This window comes from Burkholderia sp. MR1-5-21 (assembly GCF_053427715.1).
On record NZ_JBSAXD010000016.1, the window covers coordinates 1 to 20,714 of the forward strand.

General features: G+C 59.1%; 16 protein-coding genes. 14 read left to right on the top strand and 2 right to left on the bottom strand.

The features are described 5' to 3' along the window. Nucleotides 1-2,936 (bottom strand): hypothetical protein (locus ACV229_RS21605; RefSeq protein ID WP_448085142.1); only part of this gene is annotated, 2,936 nt, incomplete at its 3' end. Between the two features lie 119 nt (nt 2,937-3,055). On the opposite strand from ACV229_RS21605, the gene ACV229_RS21610 reads away from it, so the two are divergent. The 14 genes from ACV229_RS21610 (at nt 3,056) to ACV229_RS21675 (ending at nt 18,709) form a co-directional block, all read left to right on the top strand. Next, nucleotides 3,056-3,199, top strand: a complete 144-nt coding sequence (locus ACV229_RS21610; RefSeq protein WP_448085143.1) for a hypothetical protein — start codon at nt 3,056-3,058, stop codon at nt 3,197-3,199. Between the two features lie 945 nt (nt 3,200-4,144). Beyond that, entirely contained in the window at nt 4,145-6,025 is a 1,881-nt protein-coding gene (locus ACV229_RS21615; protein WP_448085144.1) for an ATP-dependent nuclease, read from the top strand. Between the two features lie 2 nt (nt 6,026-6,027). Further along, a complete protein-coding gene (locus ACV229_RS21620) occupies nt 6,028-7,437 on the top strand; it encodes a DUF2130 domain-containing protein (RefSeq protein ID WP_448085145.1) in 1,410 nt (469 codons plus the stop codon). Nucleotides 7,438-7,793: 356 nt separating this feature from the next. After that, complete coding sequence (locus ACV229_RS21625; RefSeq protein ID WP_448085146.1) at nt 7,794-8,771, top strand: hypothetical protein; 978 nt, start codon at nt 7,794-7,796, stop codon at nt 8,769-8,771. 99 nt (nt 8,772-8,870) lie between these two features. Next, nucleotides 8,871-9,662, top strand: coding sequence for an abortive infection family protein (locus ACV229_RS21630; protein WP_448085147.1), 792 nt, complete (start codon nt 8,871-8,873; stop codon nt 9,660-9,662). Between the two features lie 105 nt (nt 9,663-9,767). Beyond that, nucleotides 9,768-10,265, top strand: coding sequence for a DUF4365 domain-containing protein (locus ACV229_RS21635; protein WP_448085148.1), 498 nt, complete (start codon nt 9,768-9,770; stop codon nt 10,263-10,265). After that, the gene (locus ACV229_RS21640; protein WP_448085149.1) at nt 10,265-11,407 is read left to right on the top strand and encodes a hypothetical protein; all 1,143 of its coding nucleotides are present in this window, start codon (nt 10,265-10,267) and stop codon (nt 11,405-11,407) included. Before ACV229_RS21635 ends, ACV229_RS21640 begins: the two co-directional genes overlap by 1 nt. A gap of 810 nt (nt 11,408-12,217) precedes the next feature. Further along, the gene (locus tag ACV229_RS21645) at nt 12,218-12,586 is read left to right on the top strand and encodes a hypothetical protein (protein ID WP_448085150.1); all 369 of its coding nucleotides are present in this window, start codon (nt 12,218-12,220) and stop codon (nt 12,584-12,586) included. 156 nt (nt 12,587-12,742) lie between these two features. Further along, complete coding sequence (locus ACV229_RS21650; protein ID WP_448085151.1) at nt 12,743-13,315, top strand: hypothetical protein; 573 nt, start codon at nt 12,743-12,745, stop codon at nt 13,313-13,315. Between the two features lie 971 nt (nt 13,316-14,286). Next, nucleotides 14,287-14,508 (top strand): SymE family type I addiction module toxin, encoded by a 222-nt coding sequence (locus tag ACV229_RS21655; RefSeq protein ID WP_448085152.1) that lies wholly within the window; start codon nt 14,287-14,289, stop codon nt 14,506-14,508. 6 nt (nt 14,509-14,514) lie between these two features. Further along, nucleotides 14,515-14,676, top strand: coding sequence for a hypothetical protein (locus tag ACV229_RS21660; RefSeq protein ID WP_448085153.1), 162 nt, complete (start codon nt 14,515-14,517; stop codon nt 14,674-14,676). Between the two features lie 390 nt (nt 14,677-15,066). Next, nucleotides 15,067-16,452, top strand: a complete 1,386-nt coding sequence (locus ACV229_RS21665) for an MFS transporter (protein ID WP_448085154.1) — start codon at nt 15,067-15,069, stop codon at nt 16,450-16,452. Nucleotides 16,453-16,485: 33 nt separating this feature from the next. Beyond that, a complete protein-coding gene (locus ACV229_RS21670) occupies nt 16,486-17,319 on the top strand; it encodes a shikimate dehydrogenase family protein (RefSeq protein WP_448085155.1) in 834 nt (277 codons plus the stop codon). Nucleotides 17,320-17,485: 166 nt separating this feature from the next. Continuing rightward, the gene (locus ACV229_RS21675) at nt 17,486-18,709 is read left to right on the top strand and encodes an MFS transporter (RefSeq protein ID WP_448085156.1); all 1,224 of its coding nucleotides are present in this window, start codon (nt 17,486-17,488) and stop codon (nt 18,707-18,709) included. A 106-nt stretch (nt 18,710-18,815) separates the two neighbouring features. Here ACV229_RS21675 and ACV229_RS21680 read toward each other — a convergent pair whose 3' ends face one another. Beyond that, nucleotides 18,816-20,678, bottom strand: a complete 1,863-nt coding sequence (locus tag ACV229_RS21680; RefSeq protein ID WP_448085157.1) for an efflux transporter outer membrane subunit — start codon at nt 20,676-20,678, stop codon at nt 18,816-18,818. Nucleotides 20,679-20,714 lie beyond the last annotated feature (36 nt).

Consider the following 20,714-nt stretch of genomic DNA (forward strand, 5'->3'; position numbering starts at 1 on the left):
ATGTCGGGAAGTTGAGATTGTGCTGCAGCTTCCTTGCTTTCCAAGAACCACTTTTCCGCTTGCGCCCATTCGCCGCACTTCGCAGCGCTGATCGCCGCCTCTCGCAGGGCAAAAGCGCGTTCGACATAATTGTCACGGCCCACCTCGTCTGCGATGTTGCGCAAGATTGATAAGGCATGCTCGTGATCTTGCGAACGCCAGTATATTTTTGCGCGAGCGCGGGATAGCAATACATTATCGCCGAATGCTTCGACGGCCTCGTCCAGCACCTTCAACGCACTTTCGCTATCGTCGACACATTCATCGAGCATGACGGATTGCGCGATCCAGCACTGAATCGTAAGCAGCCGTGTCTCCCAAGTGGCAGTCGTGATCGCCATACGGCGATATCGCTCGGCCGCGTCGGCGGCGTTCAATGCGTCGCGCTGGCGCTCCAAAGTCCATGCACTATTAATAAACACGGAGTAGTCGGGCAATACTTCGCCAACGGCGTTGAGATAAAGGGAGCGTCGGGCTGGCTCGACCTTGTCCATCTGGTTGATCACACTTTCAAGTCTCGCGACGGTGGACGGCCCTGAACTGCCGATGACAAAGAGCTGTCCAAACAGGCTTGAACATTGCTGACCCTTTTTTTCAAAATTGACCTGAAGACTGCTCAAAAATTCGTCTGCTTCCGTGATCGCTTGAAACTGCCCGAGAAGATCGAGCCAGTTGTCAAGATAATTGGCGATGCCCAAAGTGCCGAGAACAACCGCGAAGGACACCACGCGGAACCCGTGACGCATTTCGTCATCCTTCTGTTGCTCCGTCTCGCTAAACAAGGCATACGCGCATTCCGAGATCTTGTCGGTCTCCTCCGCTGCGACCAGGATCTTGAATTGCGCGAGCCGCAGCATTCCGGATACACGCAGATTGTCCGGGTAGATCGGCGCGTCGGTACGAAGTAGCTTGAACGTCGTGAGGTTCTCGGCGAGAAGCCCAACGGTGCGTTCGTCAGATGTCAAAATGCTGTGGGCGAGCATGAACAAGACTCGCTCGTTCTTGCCAAGCATCGCGTGCAGTATGATGACGTCGATGTCACCGCCGTTGATGGTGCCGCTCGACATGAACTGCGTTGCGATCGCGCTATGGATACTGGCCTGCTCGGCGGGCGACATCATCCCCTGACCAGACCGCCCCGCCAACGGAGAAACACGATAGCTGTCGCGGCCCACCGTTTCCAACCACGGCCCGATAAGAGCATCTATGCATTCACCGGCGTGTGCGAGGGGAGGCGGTGCGTTGGCAATGGTTAGTGCCATTGCGCGATCAAAACGGCCGATGGTCAAACTAAGGCGATAGAGCAAATTGCGCGTGTTCTCGGGAAGCACAGAAACAAGCGTGCGCCTCGCCGCCTCCCGTTCCGCGTCGATGTCTCCGGTTGAAAGTCCACGACCGACGATTTCAATGACATCGTTGCGGGGCCAACCGCGGGCGGCCATTCCCGCAATGAACGCATGCACCAATTGTGGATGCCCGAAGGCTCCGGCGACATAAGAAAGGCGCCCCCAAAGCTTAGGATCCCCACCGTGAACCGTTACCAGTTCCGCCGCTTCACCTTCTGTGAAATACCGACACTCAACACTGCAGCCCGCATCGAGGCCGGCGCTTGAGAGCGCTCTCGAAGTAGGTGGGAGATAGCACGTCACGATCACTGCGCGATCGCGCCGGCGCAGTGCCTCGAAGACCCGCGCCATGGACGGCGCGACAAGTGGATCGTTCAAATGATTCAGATCTTCGAAGATGATGATCGGCGAGGTTAGACCGCCGATCCGCGAGACCATCGCATCGAGGCGGGTGCGCGTTTCCTCTGGGTCGCTATTTCGAAAATCGACTATCACGAACTCATTTGCCAGCCTTCTCGCAACCGCGCGTGCCACCGAGGACTTACCGAGACCGCTCGCACCAGTGACAATGCTAGTACCGAGCCGACGCAGCCGGTCGGCAATGTCAGCCTCGATTGCCGTGCGCGGCACCATGCCCTTGGCCGGCGGTAACGCGTTGCCTTCGACGAGCCAACCCGGCTCCGCGACCGCGACAGGTAAACCTGCGCCAAGACCTGCCAATGCAGAAGTCGTCAGGCCAGACGAAATCAAAGCCAGCATGTCGGCCACTGTCCTGGGAACAAAAATCCGAGTGGCTTGGTCGACGGCGAGATAGAGGTCCGCTCGCGTTAAGACGCGATCGGCTGAATTTTTTGCAATGCTCCTCTCAAGCACTCGGTAGATCAGCACATCGGCAATGCGCGTCGCCTCGGGCGCGGCGAGGCCGAAGACATCGCGTCCGACCACGACCAGCCTTACTTCGAATTCTTTACGAAGTGCAGCGAGGTTGGGCTTGCCACAATCCCAATGGATTTTGCGGAGCATGTCGCTGCGAAGAGCCTCATCCTCTCGGTCCTTCACGAATTTCTGGACCGCCGCCGAGAACTTGTCGCTTTCCAATATCGAACGAAGCGGCCCGACATCAGCACCGGTGGCTGCGTTCCGCCAATACGCAAGACCGGATATCCCGCCGGGACGCTCGTCTACCGCTCTTTCCGTCCCAATCTCAGAGGTCGTGAAATACCGAAGCTGCACATTCACATTAGGGTTGCCGGCCACCAACGACACGAAATCTGAAACCGCGTCGCGAACGCTTTCGGTATTGAGTGTGACGGTCCCCGAGGCTTCCGTATCTTTGACCTGTACGGCTTCGAACGCTTGGTGGACGACGACAGCATAATCTTCCGCTACTTCCAAAAAGAGGCGACCCCGTTCATCGAGGTCGAGCCAAGCGAGCGCCGCTGCCGTTACCTGATAGGCATACCCACGAAGTGAATCGACAGCCTGACGGGCAGCATCACCCCGCGGCACCAACCCGTCATTTCCAGCAGTGAAAAGCTCATTTTCGTTCATCGTTGCTATTTCACTTAGTCAGCACGACCGTTTCGGCTCATGCCGGACGGCGACTCTGCGATGGCCTACTTGTCCAAGTTTAGCACTGGACCAAGACGCTTCTCTAGCAGATCGGGTAGATGATCGACGAGGCATTGGGCTTCGTCGGATCGGGCGCCTTTCGCGCGCTGAACCCCTTCGACATCTTCGCCATAAATGCGTTGGATAGTTTACCGGACCCTCGTCACGACAGATCCTCTATTGCGAACGGCCAAGATAGCTGAGGTGACGCCTGTAGGCATTGACCATTGTTTGAGTGGACGGAACGCTCGAACGTCGGCATTTGGTACCGGGCGAATGACTGCAAATGGCCGATTACACCAGTTCTACGAACACCCCACAAATCGGACCTGGCAATCCTCAATGGCAGGTCCTAGGTGGCTCGCGTAAATGCGTAGGGCCGGCACCGGGAGAAGACGTTCAGGAGGTGCCGGCACCGGTCCGGTCCGTGTCATTGTGCTGCCGAGCGCAGGTAACGCCTCTACCCGCTCAATCTGAATTTTTACTGTGCCGCAAACAGGTAACTGGATTCACCGTTTTTCTGCCGTGATGGGCGCAATTCATTCTCGCTTCGGCAACGTTTACCGTCTACATTGAACAGACGCTAAATCTAGCGGCAGGTATTGCCTCTGTGACGCCGACTGCTGCCCACGACGTCATGCGGACCTGCCGAGTGAAAAACGGGGCCATATGGAAAACGTGATATTAGAGGCTATCGCAAACAAACGGTTGATTGAGTTTTATTATCACAATCGTCCGCGAATTGCCGAACCCCACGTATATGGAGTTACAAATGGAGTCAGGCAAGTTCTCGCCTATCAGACGGGGGGACAAAGTAGCAACGGTGGACTCCCTGACTGGCGACGTTTCGACCTCAACCAGATGTCACGACTTGCGATCCTCGCTCAAACATTTCCCGGACGCCGTCCCATCCCCTCTGGGAAACATAGCTCTTGGGATTCGCGTATAGCCATCGTTGACTAGATCTCCGCAGACACGCGGCAACGGCTTCCACTGCGCCACCCCAGCAAACCGAACTGTCGTAGGTCGCAAGGTAGCGGCGCGCTCAACGTTAGCGAATGATCCGGCGAGAGACTGCTCTTTTCGGGTACCACATCGGTATCGGCAAATCTGTCTTCGCCAAAAGACACAAGAAGCTCGAATCCACAATGAAGATACAATCCGTTCGCATAAAAAATTTCCGCACGTTGAAAAACGTGACGATTCCCTTCGATTCCGTTACGACATTCATTGGGCCGAACGGCGCCGGCAAGTCAACTGTGCTTCGTGCGCTCGACTGGTACTTTAACGGCAAACCCGGTTCACTGACGGAGAAGGACTGCTCCTTCGGGGCGACTGACGAAGACATTGAGGTTCAGGTCACATTCGCTGACCTCACCGACAAGGATCGGAACGAGCTTGGCAAGTACGCTCCGGCAGAGGTCACGACCTTCACCGCGTGGAAGCGCCGCGGCCCAGACGGGGCTGAAAGCTTATCTGCGAACTCGAAGAGCTACCCACCATTCAACGCCATCCGTGGTAAAGGATCCGCTGCCGACAAGAAGGCGGCTTACAACGATCTGCGGAGCTCTGATTCGTCACTTGCTCTTCCGGCCTGGAGTAGCGCCGACGCTGCCAACCAAGTTATGACGACTTGGGAGGCTGGTCATACCGAGCATCTCACCGAAGCGCCGGAGTCCCTGCAGACCAACTTCTTCGGCTTCAATAGCGGCGGCAAGATGAGTGGGCTTTTTGACTTCGTCCTGGTCACTGCTGACCTTCGGGCGAGCGAGGAGTCGATCGACGGAAAGTCGAGCATCATTGGTCGAATTCTTGAGCGTTCAGTCGATCGCGCTGCGGCTGATGAGGAGATCGCGAAGATCGTCGAGGAGTCACGCGCAAAGCAGCAGAATGTTTACGAGGAGAAATTCAAAGCGCAGCTTGAGGCCATAACGACGCAGCTCAACGAAGTCGTCACATCTTACTCGCCCGGTCGGGCTGTCACGGTTTCACCTGCAGAGGTTGAACTCAAGGCCCCTCGGACCACATTCGAGGTGGCGGTGCGCGATGGCACAACCGAGACTGCGGTAGAGCGACAGGGGCATGGTTTTCAGCGCACGCTTCTGATCTCGGCGCTTCAACTTTTGGCACAGTCAGGTGCTGCGTCGACAGAGGGTGTCATCTGCCTGGCGATCGAAGAGCCAGAACTCTTTCAGCACCCGATTCAGGCCCAGACGTTCGCGAAGGTGCTCCGGTCGCTCGCCGAGGACGCCGGAAAGCGCATCCAAGTGACCTATGCGACTCATAGTCCTTACTTCCTTGAAGCGCGACATTTCGACCAGGTCAGGAGGCTGACGAGGTCATCTGACGAGATTCCTGTGGTCACTGTCCATCTTGCGACGATTGCTGACGTAAAGACCAAACTGAACGGTGTAGTGAGCGCCGATACAGTTGACCGCCAGCTGGACGGCATCGTGGCGAATCAGCTTGCCGTGGCACTCTTCGCGCATCGCGCTTTCCTCGTGGAAGGTACGACAGAGTCGTCAGTGTTCTATGGTATTGGCGATAAGACTTCTCTCGGCTCGCTCGAGGCCGCTGGCATCTCCATTGTCCCCGTAGGAGGCAAGGCATCCATTCCACTCACACACGCGGTCCTGACGTCAATCGGTATCCCGGTCTACGCGCTCTTTGATGCGGATGGCGGGTTTGAGGCGCGCGCGAAGGCCAATGGGAAGGCGCAAAGCAAGATCGATGAGGAGCGGAAGGGCCATGTAGCAGCGAATCGCGCGGCGCTTAAATACTTCGGTCGAACTGAGGAGGACTTCCCATCTGCCACCGTTGCTGATCAAGTAGCGATCTTTGAGGATCACCTTGAATCGTTCTTGTCGGCGAACTGGGCCGAATGGATCACGGCCTGCAAAAACGTTGAGGCCGCGGCAGGTATCAGTCTCGCGAAAAATCAACTCGCATATCGGACGGCAACACTTAAGGCCGAGGGCGCGGTGCCAGAAATGCTCATGCGGATTCTGGCCAAGGTGGAGGGTAAGTAGTCATGCATGAAATCATCTGCCCGCACTGTGGGAAGGCATTTAAGATCGACGAGGCTGGGTACGCGGACATTCTGAAGCAGGTTCGTGACAAGGAATTCGAGAAGCAATTGCACGAGCGACTTGAGCTGGCCGAGCAGGACAAGCGTAACGCTGTCGAACTCGCCCAGACTAAGGTCACCAGCGAATTGCAGAAGGCAACTGCAGCCAAGGACGCCGAGATCCAGGAACTGAAGTCCAAGCTAGATGCCGGTGAGGTGGCACGGAAGCTCGCCGTGACCGAGGCCCTTAGCGCCGTGGAAAAAGAGCGTGATGCGCTTGCGAACGAACTTCAGCAAGCGAAGCATGACAAGCAAGCCGCTTCCGAGCTAGCCGAGGTGAAGCTCGTGAACGAACTACAGAGCGCCGCCGCCACGAAGGACGCGGAGATCCAGGGCCTGAAGGCCAAGCTCGACGCCATCGAGGTTGCACAGAAGCTCGCGATCACCGAGGCAGTCAGTGCGGTCGAGAAAGAGCGGGACGAACTGAAGAGCGGCCTCGAGCGAGCGGAGCTTGAGAAACAGCTCGCAGAGAAGTCGCTCAAGGATAAGTACGAGACGCAGATCAAGGATCGCGATGATGCGATCGAACGCCTCCGTGACATGAAGGCTCGCTTGTCGACCAAGATGGTCGGCGAAACTCTCGAGCAGCACTGCGAGACCGAGTTCAACCGCATTCGAGCGACGGCGTTTCCGAAGGCATATTTCGAGAAGGACAACGACGCTCGGACTGGCAGCAAGGGCGACTACATCTTTCGTGACTCAGATGACGCTGGCACTGAGATCGTCTCGATCATGTTCGAAATGAAGAACGAGAGCGATCGCACCGCGACGAAGAACAAAAACGAAGACTTCCTGAAGGAGCTCGACAAGGATCGCACCGAGAAGGGTTGCGAGTATGCAGTGCTTGTCTCCCTGCTTGAACCCGACAGTGAGCTCTATAACACCGGGATCGTCGACGTGTTCCACCGCTACCCGAAGATGTACATCGTCCGACCGCAGTTCTTTCTTCCAATCATCACGCTTCTGCGGAATGCGGCGATGAACTCACTCAAGTACAAGTCGGAGCTGGCACTAGTTAAGGCGCAGAACATAGACATTACGAACTTCGAAACCGAACTCGAGGCATTTAAGACCGCATTCGGGAAGAACTACGACCTCGCCTCCAGGCGCTTCCAAACAGCGATCGATGAGATCGACAAGTCGATCGACCACCTGCAGAAGACGAAGGAGGCCCTCCTCGGAACCGATCGGAACCTTCGGCTTGCGAACGACAAGGCGCAGGACGTGACAATCAAGAGGCTAACTCGGGGTAACCCAACGATGGCGACCAAGTTCGCCGAGCTCAAGAATGATGGGGCTTCCGATTCTGAATGAGTCAGATCACCCATGTCCGGGGCGCGTCTTGTACGCGCAGATCGCCATAGTGAGGTCCAGCAGTTTCCGCTGCGGAAGTGTGAGTTCGCTGATGCTGGAAGCTGCCGTTCGGCTGCTCGACGCCGCCACCGTCAGCAATCCGCCGCATTGCTGACGTGGCACCCAGCCTGCCCGAATGGCAGCAAAGGCCGAGTTCCCGTCCGAAGTTGAAAGGTAACTGTCGGCCAGTAGACGACGGTCACCGCCTCGTGAGCAGCGTCATTTAGGCCGCAGCTTGATTCGGTAACCAAGCACTCGCGTGCATATGCCTCGGGTCGGTTTACCATCTTCAGGACAATGAGACCGAGCACAGGGTAATGAAAAAGCACGAACCGGTGTACAACGTGTACACGTATTTCGAAGCCGGCGAACTGCGGGCCGTGGGGATCAAGCAATATTTCCGGCAAGGGAGCGACGCAAAGAAACTGGCGTTTTTGCAAGAGCGCGCAATGCTCGACTTTTCGTCGGCGCGACGCGTGCCGCTGGCCCGACCGATGCGACGCGAGGAGTACCACGCGATGGAGCGCCTGGGCGAAACGGTTCACATGTTCGAACCACTGTTCGCCGAGGTCGGTGCGGGCATTGCCCCGCTTTTTTGCGTCACGCCCATCGTCGATGGCGTGCCCACCATCCACGTAAGTGTGCCGCTGGGGCCGCTCGATGTGTCGAAACTGCCCGACGGCGTTGCAGGACCGGGGAAAATGGACGACTACCTGTTCAAGTACATCAACGAGGAAGCCGGCACGTTCGACATGCCCGGCCTGATCCACGATGACTATTTCAAAGCTATACGGCTGCTGTTCAACAACGGGCACTTCATCTCGTGCCTCAAACTGCTGATGTCGTTCCTGGACACGATCGCTTACGTCGAGTTTGGCGATCGAGGCCGTGGCGAAACGTCGGTGTTCATCGACTGGTTGCGCACGTTCGCCGACCCGGACCCGGCTGGGGCGACGCCCGAGGAACTATGGGAGTTACGCAACAGCCTGCTGCACATGTCCAACTTGGAGTCGCGCAAGGTCGCCACGGGTAAGGTCGCTAGGCTGACGCCCTACGTTGGCGCCCAGGGTCACCCGCCGAGCACCGACCCGATGGTGAAGTACATCAATGTCTACCAACTGATCGAAGCGGTGGCGGCGGCGATCCAGCGCTGGATCATGTCGTACAACGAGCACCCGGAGAAGATGCGCAGGTTCGTGCAGCGGTACGACCGTGTTGTGTCGGACGACCGCCAGGCGATCATCCGAATGCCGCCCGCCACGGGGCCAGGGGACGGCGCGACCGAAGCCGCATGACGGCGTTTGCTGCTCCCCGCCGGTACGTGCCGCTCGCCCTGCGGCGCCGCTGTTCCTCGGTACAATTGTCAACAGACCGGCCAATACATTGGGACCAGCATGGCAACCCTGTCCTCCATCGAAAAGCGGAAACTCGAACGCTTGCTTGGCATGAGCAGCGGCTACGTGCTCAACTTTTCGGACCGCACGTTTTCCCTCTTCTTCGAGGAGCACACCGGTCTGGACATCGACGACGCCAAATACCGGATCAATATGAGTTCGGGTTCCAAGGCCAACCGGATGCGGGGCTTCTGGACCATTGAACCAGACCACATCGTTGCCAAAGTGCTGGTCGCGATGATCGAGCACGCCAACGAATATGAGTGCCTTCCGGCCGACGTGGACAATGCCCTGCTCACCGACGTGCAGAAGATCATCGACCGACTCCATCAAAACCCGTTGATTCCGGTTCCGGAGGTCGACGCGTTCACGGCCAGCGTCAACGACCTGGACTTTGAAGCAGCCGCGAAACACATACGAATGGCAATCGATCAAAACGAACCGGCTACAGCGCTTGATCGCTTGCACGTGTTCACGATCAAGTTTCTGCGCACGCACTGTGAGCGCCGCGGCATCGAGGTGAATCGGGACAAGCCGCTGCACAGCCTTATGGGCGAATACGTCAAAGCAGTTCGGGCGGCCCGACTGCTCGAGTCGGAGATGACCGACCGCATCCTGCGGAGCAGCATCAGCGTCTTGGAAGCGTTCAACGATGTGCGCAATAACAAAAGCCTTGCGCACGACAACCCCATCCTAAACCATAGCGAGGCTCTGCTGATTTTCAGCCATATCGGTGCGTCGATCCGGTTCATTCGAACGCTGGAAGGGCGAGCGGCGGGTCGATCGCGTTGAACGTTGCGTCCGAGCTGGCCCTGCGTAAGGCCGCTACAATGGGGAAAAATTGAACGCGACGCGACGCTGCTACGGCGAGCAGCCGGTTGCGAGGATCGGGGTTGAATGGACATCGCAAAGCAAAAGGAGCAGTTCAACAAGGCATACGTCCGCGCCATCGCGGCGCAGGCCGGGTTCAACCCGTCCGAGCTGGAGGTGGACGATGACAGCGTTGACCTCGAACTAAGTGGTCGCGGGTTCACCGGCGTGCTTCGCAACCCCAAGGTGCAGTTCCAACTCAAATGTACTTCGCGGGACCTTGTCTCGGGCGACGTTATCAAGTTCCCGCTGTCGCGCAAGAACTATGACGACTTGCGCGGCACCAACGTGTTGTGCCCGCGCTACCTAGCTGTTCTACTCGTTCCTGACGATCCAGCCTACTGGGTGGAACATCACCAGGAACACATGAGCATGCACAACGCATGTTTCTACGTGTCGCTGCGCGACCAACCGAGTACGACGAACAGCAATAACGTTACAGTTGACGTACCGCTGAACCAGCGGCTCACGACCGACAGCCTCATGTATCTCATGACGCTTGCGAGCAATCTGGAGCGCGCGTGATGGACCGTAACGATTTCCTGAAACGCTTGGCTGACATTACGACCGATCAACTTGCTGCGTACCTCACGCTCACAGGCTGGAGGAAGGACGCGGACCTTGGCGATCTTGCAACGGTGTGGCACCGGCCCGAACCGGACGCTATCGACGCCGAGGTGGTACTCCCCACGTCGGCGCAGCGGGCCAAAGACTTCCACAACCGCCTCGTTGATGCCGTCCGCGTACTCGCTGACTTCGCGCGGCGCACGCCGGTCGAAATCGTTTCGGATGTAATGGGCCGTTTCGCCGACCGCATCAGGGTGCGCGTGTTTCACTTCGACGTGGAAGGCGGCACCATCCCTCTCAACGATGGTGTGTTGCTGAACGAACACGCACGCGACCTGATGGAAGCAGCGGCGTGCGCATCGATGTCCAAACGCCGGCAGTTCAGCGGGCGTAGACCGGAAGAAGCCACCGAGTATCTGAAATCACTGCGGCTGGGCCAGACCGAGGTGGGTAGTTACATCGTCAACATTATCGCTCCCGTGCCGCAGCAGCAGACCACACAACTGGGCCTACCGTCCATTCCGCTGACCTCCCTGGTCACTGCCACGCTATCGTCTGGTTTGCGAGCGCTCGACAATGCGATCGAGACAGTAGCAAGTGGCGGCAGCCCGGTCGTGCTCGATGAGGCGATCAACAACGGCGCGAGCGCGAACTTATGCGATGCCTTGGTTGGATTGAGCGGTACGGACAGGAAGCGCGGGTTTGAGGTGATGATTTCGCCGGCCGGCGGAAGCGACGCCCCGAGCCTACCCGTTACGTTCGTGTTCGACCGTGACAAGGTGGAGCGGGTTGCTGAGGCCGCAGCCTACTACAAACGCGAGGACTACACCCTCTATGACCGAACGATCACGGGGTCCGTGGAGAAGCTCGATCGACCGTTGGCCGACGAAAGCGGAACGATCACGATCGTCGCGATGATCGAGGGCCTGCACAGGAAGGTGTCAGTCGAACTCGGCAAGGACGACTACCAGGAAGCGATCACCGCTCACGGTGCGAAGCATCTGGTGCAGTGCCATGGCGATGTCCGCGTCACCAATCACTCGACTCGCATGATTAACCCGCGGAACTTCACGGTAATTCGGAACGGTGAGCTGTTGTAAGCACTCAGGGGGCGGGCTACGCTCATGTATTGCTTGGCATCACCTGGTGCGGACTATCGCATTTGTTTTGGTCCGTCGTATTGCGTGCCGGCCGTTGCGCGCGACGCCCACTTGGGCGCTGTCGCGCGCTTCTAATGAGTCGTCGTTGGCCTAGCGACTACGCAAATGGTCTGTTGTAGCTTCGGAGCGGGGCAAGGCGACGGGGTGCAAGGGGTCGGCGATCGCTTTGCCTGAAACGCGCGCGCGAGATGATCGGCGTGTCCGGTCGTGGGACGCAGTGCGGCCAGAAACTGCTGTTCGGTGACTCCGCTTCGCGGTCATCTGATCGTCAGCTTGGGCCTGACAGTGGACCTCGTTGATAGGTGGCCAGTGTGTCGTCCTCCAAAGAAGTACCGCCGTGGAGCCGCGACAGAGCGCGAGGCGCATGCTTTCGCCCAGGAAGAATTACGCCTGTCGAACGATATGAGTTACAGATGCGAATGCACCCAGGCACTTCTAACTTCTAACATGGCCTCATGCTGGTTGCTGGAAAGCCGGTTGGTCTGGGCCGTTGTAGACACATTACCTCATGGGGTAATATCGCGACCATCCCGCACCGCCGCTGTCAGTCATAAACTCGGCACAGTCAGAGACCAGCTGGCAGCCTTTGGTCGTTCTGTTGCGTCAACGCGTCGACAACGTTGTTTGTCGAATCGCTTTAGCCTAAATGGAGCGTTGCGGTGATGACATAGATCGCGAAGGCATAGGATTAAGTTGCGTAATCGCAACGATGAGCATCTTTACAGTAATTTAGATTTCCCGGGGAATGGGATGCAACTTAACTGGCCGCTGATAGTCGCGCTATCGCTCATACTGCTGAAGCAGCTATATAAGCTTTTTCTTCATCACAGGCCTGACCGTATTGACTATCTTAAGGCGCTGGCAGCGCTGCCGATTGATGTATCATTTTTGGTTGTTAGTCTATTTGTAAAAGCAACAATGCAGCCTGCGCCCACAACGCAGGTATTGGTAGCTCTAATGGTAATTTATCTTGTCATTAGCCTGATCGCAACGATATTGTGGCGAGTATGCGATCGAGCAGTCACAAACAAGTTCGGTGGCCACTTCGTCTGGGCGTTTCCGCTGAATGCAGCGATATCTGGCTCCACGTTCTACGTAGCCCTTCAGTTTGTGAGATAAATCATGTCGCAAAATACGATAATTATTTCTGCCTCGATATTTGGGGCCGTCTATGTGATAAGTTTTATCGCGTACCTGGCATTTCGTCAATATATGAGATTTCGCGAGAAGGTACTTCATCTTGAGCACGCAAGGCTTGACGATTTTAGAGCCCACATGGAACGCCAGCTCATGGAGCTCAACACGAGATTCGCTTCATCGGAGGGACGCTGGCGCGAGATTAATCATCTTGTGATTGCGGGCCAAAACAAGAGAGATGATTTGTCGGATAAAAAACCTTATGCGACCCATTCAGAATTTCTTCGCTCGCACGGCATAGAGGCCGAGGACATGAAGGTTCAGGATGATTTAATATTTGTACTGACGCCGTTTCATGATGATTTTAGAGATGATTTCAAGGCTGTTGCAGAAGTGGGGCGCGAGCTTGGCTTTGTAGTGAACCGCGGAGACGAAAAAGCGAGCCATGGAGATATTTTTCCTCAGCTGTTGCGGCAGATCGTTAAGGCAAGGGTCATCGTCGCAAATATTAGTGGCCGAAATCCAAATGTCTTTTATGAACTAGGAATTGCGCACGCGCTCGATAAACCGGTCATACTGTTATCTCATAGTGAAACGGAAGTTCCCTTTGATGTCCAATCCAAGCGCATCGTGTTTTATCAGTCGTCGAATGATCTGCGTCCTGGACTGTTGAAAATGCTATCGCGCGTTCTATCTGCGCGCACTGCATGAGCCGTGTGTGATACATCCACGAGGATATTGTCAGAATTGACTATGGAACGCTCCATAGATTTGACGTGACGGCATTCATTAGGCGCTGAAAAGGCCGCATTATCGCTACCGGACGCTCGCGGCTTGTCTACCAAAAGGTATTGGCGGTCGCGGCAATGCAGTTTGCCCCTCCACGATTAACGCGCCCGGAGGGATGGGTGGCATTGGAACGTTTGGCGGCAGTGTGTTCTTACAAAAGTTCGCTCCTAGACACCGAATCCCGGCGAGCGAGGAGCGCAGCCTTTTGCGTCCAGCTCGGCCTATCGCTCGTCTGCCTACGTAAGTGCGCTAGTGACTGTTGTAGCCCGGAAGCTGCCAACTGGTCCCACGTAACCGACCGTCCGTTGACGGTCGACAGCACGTATTCACTGGCAGTGACAGCGGACATTCGTGGCCGTGATGCTCCGGATGTCCGGAAAGCGATCAATAGCTGCCACGACGAATCGCCTCCCCGAACGTCCGCAAAGGCCGGCGGATTCAACCGGTCGATGCAACACACTAGACGCTGCGTAAGCAGTGGATCCGATTCAATCGAATTGTTTCGAATCGTCAGGTTCTGGTCAATCGTGTCGTTAGACAGATCGACGTTCGCCCTGATTCGCCTTCCTCCTAGCCATCAGCGCACGCAATGACCCTGAACACGGACCAAATCGTGTGCCTATACCTATCGGCTAACGTGCATCCAATCAGCAAACGTTAGGTGACCAACGATGGTCAAATAGGCAATATCCAACTGATATCGATCGCGAGTGCGTTGTGAGCGCCGATGAATACGCCGCACGCCGTAATCTCCCCGTCGAAGCACCGCTTTCATCGAAACGCCAACAAAGGAGGAATCCGAACAATAAACAAACCGCAGTAAACGAGCGCGGGCCGCAGATGCGCCAACACCTACGACCCGCTAACCACAGCCAACTACCTAGGAGTTGCCCATGGCTAAGGCAAATGATAAATCACGCCCACCGATCACGGAGCGTTACGTAACGATTCAGGAATCCTGGGGCTTTCCGAAGGACACGGGAAAGAGGCCCGAGAGTTTTTACCCGTGGTTGAGGATCGGCGGAATGTGGCTCATCCACGACGCGGGTTTTGTCCCGGGCCAAAAGGCGCGGATAACGATCGAGCCGGGCAGGTTGATCATCACGGCGATGTGAGGTGCGTTGCTGCAACGCGATATCGGCTGGATTCGTCTGGAGACGGGCGTGCCGACCGGCTGGTATCGCGCGATCAGCGCTGCCCATCACCACTTGATATTGCACGACGACCGCGACGTCCCCGCGCCACTGGTTGCCGTGCAATGCGTGCCCGTGCCGTCGTCGTAGAACGTATGCGTTTCCGGTTGCGGCACCACGGGTCAAACAGGTTCGGTGCACCGTGCGCACCATGTGCAGCGTCGAACGGCCGCGCGGGCGCATACGAGCGGAGCGACGGCCCACCGCCGGCCGTAACCGGCAGGTCCTTGACGAACGCCTACACCTTCAACGACGCATCCAACGTCCAACGCCAAGCCCACCAAAACCCCCAACCCGACCGACCCTCCACCCGCCCCAGACAAACCCTCATACCGTGCGATAATCGAACGCAATCGCGCGATAATCGAACATTCATAACGCTAGCTCCCTTGTCCCCCTCCGCCACGCCCAGCTACTCTTGTTACCAGTAAGACGACGTAAGTAAATCGTCAATTTATCCAGAGAAACCCGGAGACAACCATGACCACACGCGCGGTTCATGAACCCCAAGGCAAGCACCAGTCGAAGAAGGCCGCCGCGAGCGGCTGGATCGGCTCGGCGCTTGAGTACTACGACTTCTTTATCTACGCGACAGCCGCCGCGCTGATCTTCCCGCAGATCTTCTTCCCGAAGGGTGACCCGAAAACGGCCATCGTCGCGTCGCTTGCGACCTACGGCGTAGGCTACGTCGCCCGCCCGATCGGCGCATTCGTGCTGGGCCACCTCGGCGACACCCACGGCCGCAAGACCGTGCTGCTCTGGTGCATGTTCATGATGGGGTTCTCGACGATCGGGGTTGGCCTGTTGCCCACCTACGACCAGGTCGGCCTGATGGCGCCGCTGCTGCTGGTGATCCTCCGCCTGATCCAGGGCTTCGCGGTCGCAGGCGAAATCTCCGGCGCGAGCTCGATGATCCTCGAGCACTCGCCCTTCGGCCGACGCGGCTTCTATTCCAGCTTCACGCTGCAGGGCGTGCAGGCGGGGCAGATCCTGGCGGCCGCCGTGTTCTTGCCGCTGGCGCACTACATGCCGTCTGACCAGTTCAACATCTGGGGCTGGCGCATCCCGTTCCTGCTGAGCTTTGTGGTCATCATCGCGGGCTATATCATCCGCCGCAAAGTGGACGAGACGCCCGCCTTCATTGAAGGTGAAGGCCGTCAGGCAAAGAAGCGCTCGCCCGTCGTCGACGCGTTCAAGTACAGCACGCCGAACATGCTGCGGGTGGTGTGCATGGCGCTGATGAACGTGATCCCGGTGGTCGCTACGATCTTCGGCGCGGCCTACGCGGTGCAGCCCGCCTACGGCATCGGCTTCGCGAAAGACGTCTACCTGTGGATCCCGGTGGTGGGCAACATCGTCGCGGTGCTGGTGATTCCGTACGTCGGCAACCTGTCCGACAGGATCGGCCGCAAGCCGCCGATCATCGTCGGTTCGCTGCTGTCGGGCCTGCTCGCGTTCATCTACCTCTACGCGATCAGCATCAAGAGCGTGCCGCTGGCGTTCGCGATGTCGCTGCTGATGTGGGGCGTGGTCTATCAGGGCTACAACGCCGTGTTCCCGAGCTTCTACCCGGAACTGTTCCCGACCCGCACCCGTGTGTCCGCGATGGCAATCGCACAGAACGTCGGCACGGCCATCACCGCGATGCTGCCGGCGCTCTTCACGGCAGTGGCGCCCCCGGGTGCCGCCAACATCTGGTTGACCGTCGGCACGATCGCGTTCGGCGTCACCGTGATCGCCGCACTGGCTGCGTTCACCGCCCGCGAGACCTATCGCGTCCACATGAACGACCTGGGCCAGCCCGACGCGCAACCGGTGGACAAGACCGAGTACGACCGCTTGCGCGCGCAGGCCCTGACCGCCTGAACTTAACTGTCGCTTTAGAGAACACCACTGACCATGATTTCCGGAAAGACCACCCTGATCGCGCACATCGGCTACCCGACCGAGAGCTTCAAGTCGCCGATGATCTACAACCCCTGGTTCGACCAGAAGGGCATCGACGCGGTCGTGGTGCCGATGGGCGTCAAGGCCGAGGACTATGCGCAGAGCTTCGAGTCGATCTTCCGCTTCACGAACCTGCGCGGCGCGCTGATCACGATGCCGCACAAGGTGACGACGGTCGGGCTCGTCGACGAAGTCACGCCCGCCGTGCGCATCGCCGGTGCCTGCAACGCGGTGCTCAAGCGTCCGGACGGCACGCTGCTGGGCGACCAGTTCGACGGCGCCGGTTTCGTGCGCGGCGTGCTGCGCAAGGGACGGCGGCTCGACGGCGCGCGTGTACTGATCTCGGGATCGGGCGGGGTGGGTTCGGCGATTGCCGCTTCGCTTGCGGCAGCCGGCGTGGCCGAACTCGCGTTGTTCGACACTCGGAGCAACACGGCCGACGAACTGGCCCAGCGGCTGCGCGAGCATTATCCGCAGCTGAAGGTAAGCACCGGTTCGAACGATCCGGACGGTTTCGAAGTGGTGGTCAACGCGACGCCGATGGGGATGAAGGAGGATGACCCGCTGCCGTTCGACGTGTCACGCCTGTCGCCCGACGCCTTCGTCGGCGAAGTGGTGATGAAATCGGAGTACACGCCGTTCCTGCGCGCAGCCCGCGACAAGGGCTGCGAAGTTCAGGTCGGCACGGACATGCTGTTCGAGATGATTCCGGCGTACCTGGAGTTCTTCGGCTTCGGCACGGCCACCGCCGAAGAGCTGCGGCGCGCCGCGACCATTGCATACTGAGGTCGACTGGAGATCGGCCTCGTCAAAGAAGAACCCCCAAAACGAAAACGATCCCTGAGAGAAACCGGATTCCACCCGCGTCCAGACGCATGCCACTCTGCGATTGCGTCAGCGACGTCACCACGATGATCCTGCCCACAACCGATTTGCTCGGGGACAAGCCTGAATGATTCGCCGCGGTTCCCTGAGCTTTGCATTGCTGTTGCCTTTCCTGCTGGCTGCGCAGCCGGTCGCGACTGACAGTTACCTGCCTGCGCTGCCGGCGATCGCTGCCGTGCTTGGCTCGGCCAGCGCCAGCCTGACGATGTTCGCGCTTGCGTTCGGCATCGGGCAGTTGCCGATGGGGAGCCTCGCCGACCGGTATGGCCGCCGTCCCGTGCTGCTGGCCGGACTGGCGGGCTACGCCGTCGCTGCACTGGCCGGCGCGCTCGCGGACACCGCGTGGATGCTGGCTGCCGCGCGTGCATTCCAGGGACTGGCCATGGCCGCGATCCTCGTATGCGCGCGTGCGGCGGTGCGAGACCTGTATCCGGCCAGCGACGGCCCGCACGTGATGGCGCGCGGGCTCACGGGGCTGGGCGCGACGGCACTGCTTGCGCCGATCGTCGGTGCTTACGTTTCGCAGCACGCGGGTTGGCGCTGGGTGCTCGCGGGCATGTGTCTGTATGCGCTCGTGCTGTGCGTCGCGTGCTGGCGCGGCTTCGAGGAAACCAAGCACCAGAACGAGTTGGCGGAGAAGCCGACCGGCAGCGTTCGAGAGATTTTCGCTAGTCCGGAGTTTCGGGCGTGGGCGCTGCTGGCCGCGACGACCTATGCCGGCGTCTTCTGCTTCCTGTTGCTCTCGCCGATGGTGTACATCGGCTACTTGGGCCTGTCGCCCCAGTTGTATGGCTGGATACCCGCCGGCGGCTCGCTGGTCTACATGGTGAGCACGATCGGCTGCCGGCATTTGCTGCATCGTCAGGGGGTATTGCTGACGGTACGACAGGGCGCGCTGCTGAGCCTGTCGGGCGCGATCATCCAGGCGTTGGGCTGCTGGCTGCTTCCGGGCAGCGCGTGGCCGCTGCTGCTGGGTCACGCGGTGTACTGCCTTGGGCACGGCATCCACCAACCTTGCGGACAGGCCGGCGCGGTCAGCGGCCTGCCGCATCTGGCGGGGCGTGCGGTGTCGTGGTCCGGCTTCATCATGATGTTCGGCGCTTTTTGCATGGGGCAGACGGCCGCAGCCTTCGTCGATCCGCATTACCGCTTCGGTGCGTGGCCGATGGTCGTGCCGATGCTTGTCGCCGGTTCAGCGCTCGTGATCATCGCATTCGCGTGGTTGCCGAAGCTCGGTCATCCGGGCAGGCCAACGTGGCGATCGACGACCGGTTCCGTCGAGTCCAAGTGAACGCGACTGCGGTTTGATCAACTGCTCGCGAGCGGCCCGATAACATCGCATCCCGACATCGGTCGCTGCAAAGTTCGTGGCCTTTGGCGGAGATGGCAGGTGTCCATTAATGTCCGGGACTTGCGACACCACCCGTGGTGCCAGGCGTGACAGTTGTCTCGGTTATCGCCGTGACGCCGGACGAATCAACCGAGCGTGTCGTAGTCACTGACGGCGCGGCAGTTCGCACCGCCCCTTGCTGCAGTGTGGGTCCGGATAGCGCCGCCGTTCCCGGTTGAGTCGCCGTACTCGACCGTACAGTCGTACTCGGTTGCGCGGCGACGCCTGGCTGCGCCGCTACGCCCGACTGAGTCGCCACACTCGGACGCGTTTCCGTACCCGGCTCGGTCACGACAACCGACGTCACATGCGGCTGCGCAGTCGCAGCGGGCTTGGTCACAGCGCTCGACGGACTCGCGACAGGCCGCGCTGACGGCGCAGGCTGAGTCCTCGCCACGGGCTGCGCTGGCGGCGCGGCCTGAGTCGATTCAACCCAACCCCCGCCCAGCGCCTTGTAAAGCTCCACCCGGCTAGTCAACCCGGCGAGCTTGTAAGTCACCAACAACTGCTGCGCCTGAAACAACTGCCGCTGCGCATCGAACACGCCGAAGTAATCGTCGACCCCATTCTGAAACCGCATCTGCGCGAGCCGCTGGGTTTCGCTGACGTCGTGGATCATCGTCTGCTGCGCCTTCACCTCGCGTTCGAAGGTCGTCCGCGCGGCCATGCTGTCCGAGACTTCCCTGAATGCGCTTTGAATCGTGCGTTCGTAGTTCGCGACATTCACGTCCTTCTCCACCGTCGCGAGATCGAGATTCGCGCTGTTGCGTCCCGCATCGAAGATCGGCATCGTCAACTGCGGTGCGAAAACCCACGCGACCCCGCCGGAAAACAACCCGGCGAGACTGGCACTCGCGACCCCGAGCATCCCGGTAAGCGAGATCTTCGGAAAGAACGCCGCCCGTGCCGCGCCGATGTTCGCATTGGCGGCAATCAGCTGATGCTCGGCGGCCATGATGTCCGGCCTGCGCTCCAGCAGCGTCGACGGCAGCCCGTCCGGAAACTCCGCCAGCAGATGCGGGTTGTCGAGCGGCATCGCATTCGTCACGCCGGCCGGCAGCGGGCCGCCGCCGATCAGCAGCGTCAACGCGTTCTCATCCTGCGCAACCTGCCGCGTGTACTGCTCGACTGCGACTTGCGCGGTCTGCACCTGCGTATCGGCACGATGCTCGTCGAGCTGCGCCATCCCGCCCGCGAGCTTGCCGCGATGGATCATCTGGGCGACGTCCTGCTGGTTCTTGAGCGTGTCCTGCGCGAGCTTGAGCAGCGCGCGATCGGCCATCAGCGTCAGATAGGCATTCCCGACTTCGGCCACGAGACTGATATGAACGCTGCGCTGAGCTTCCACGGTCGCAAGATATTGCTCCTGCGCGGCATGACTCATGCTGCGCACGCGTCCGAACAGGTCGATCTCGAAATCGGTCAGCCCGACGCCGGCAGTAAACGTGTTGATCAACGCAGACTGCCCCGGCGCGCGCAGCCCCGGGCTCACGCGCTGGCTGTTGAGTCCGAGGTTGGCGTCGATTTGCGGAAACTGCGCCGCGCGTTGCAGCCGGTACTGCGCGCGCGCCGCCTCGATATTGAGCGTCGCGATGCGCAGATCGCGGTTGTTGGCGAGCGCACGCGCGATCAGCTGCTGCAACTGCGGATCGACAAAGAACTGCCGCCAGCCGAGATCGGCGGCCGCCGGACCATTTTGCTGACCGGCATTGGCACCCGGCGTCGAATAGGCCGCGCCGGTCGGATAAGCGGACGGAATCGGCGCATCGGGCCGCTGGTAAGTCGGCTCCATCGAGCAGGCGGCGAGCGCGACGACGAGCGCCAGCGGCAGCATGCGTATCGGCGGAGAAGGGAACGGAAGGCTACGCATGATCGACGATTCCAGAGCGAGAAAAAGAAGGGCAGC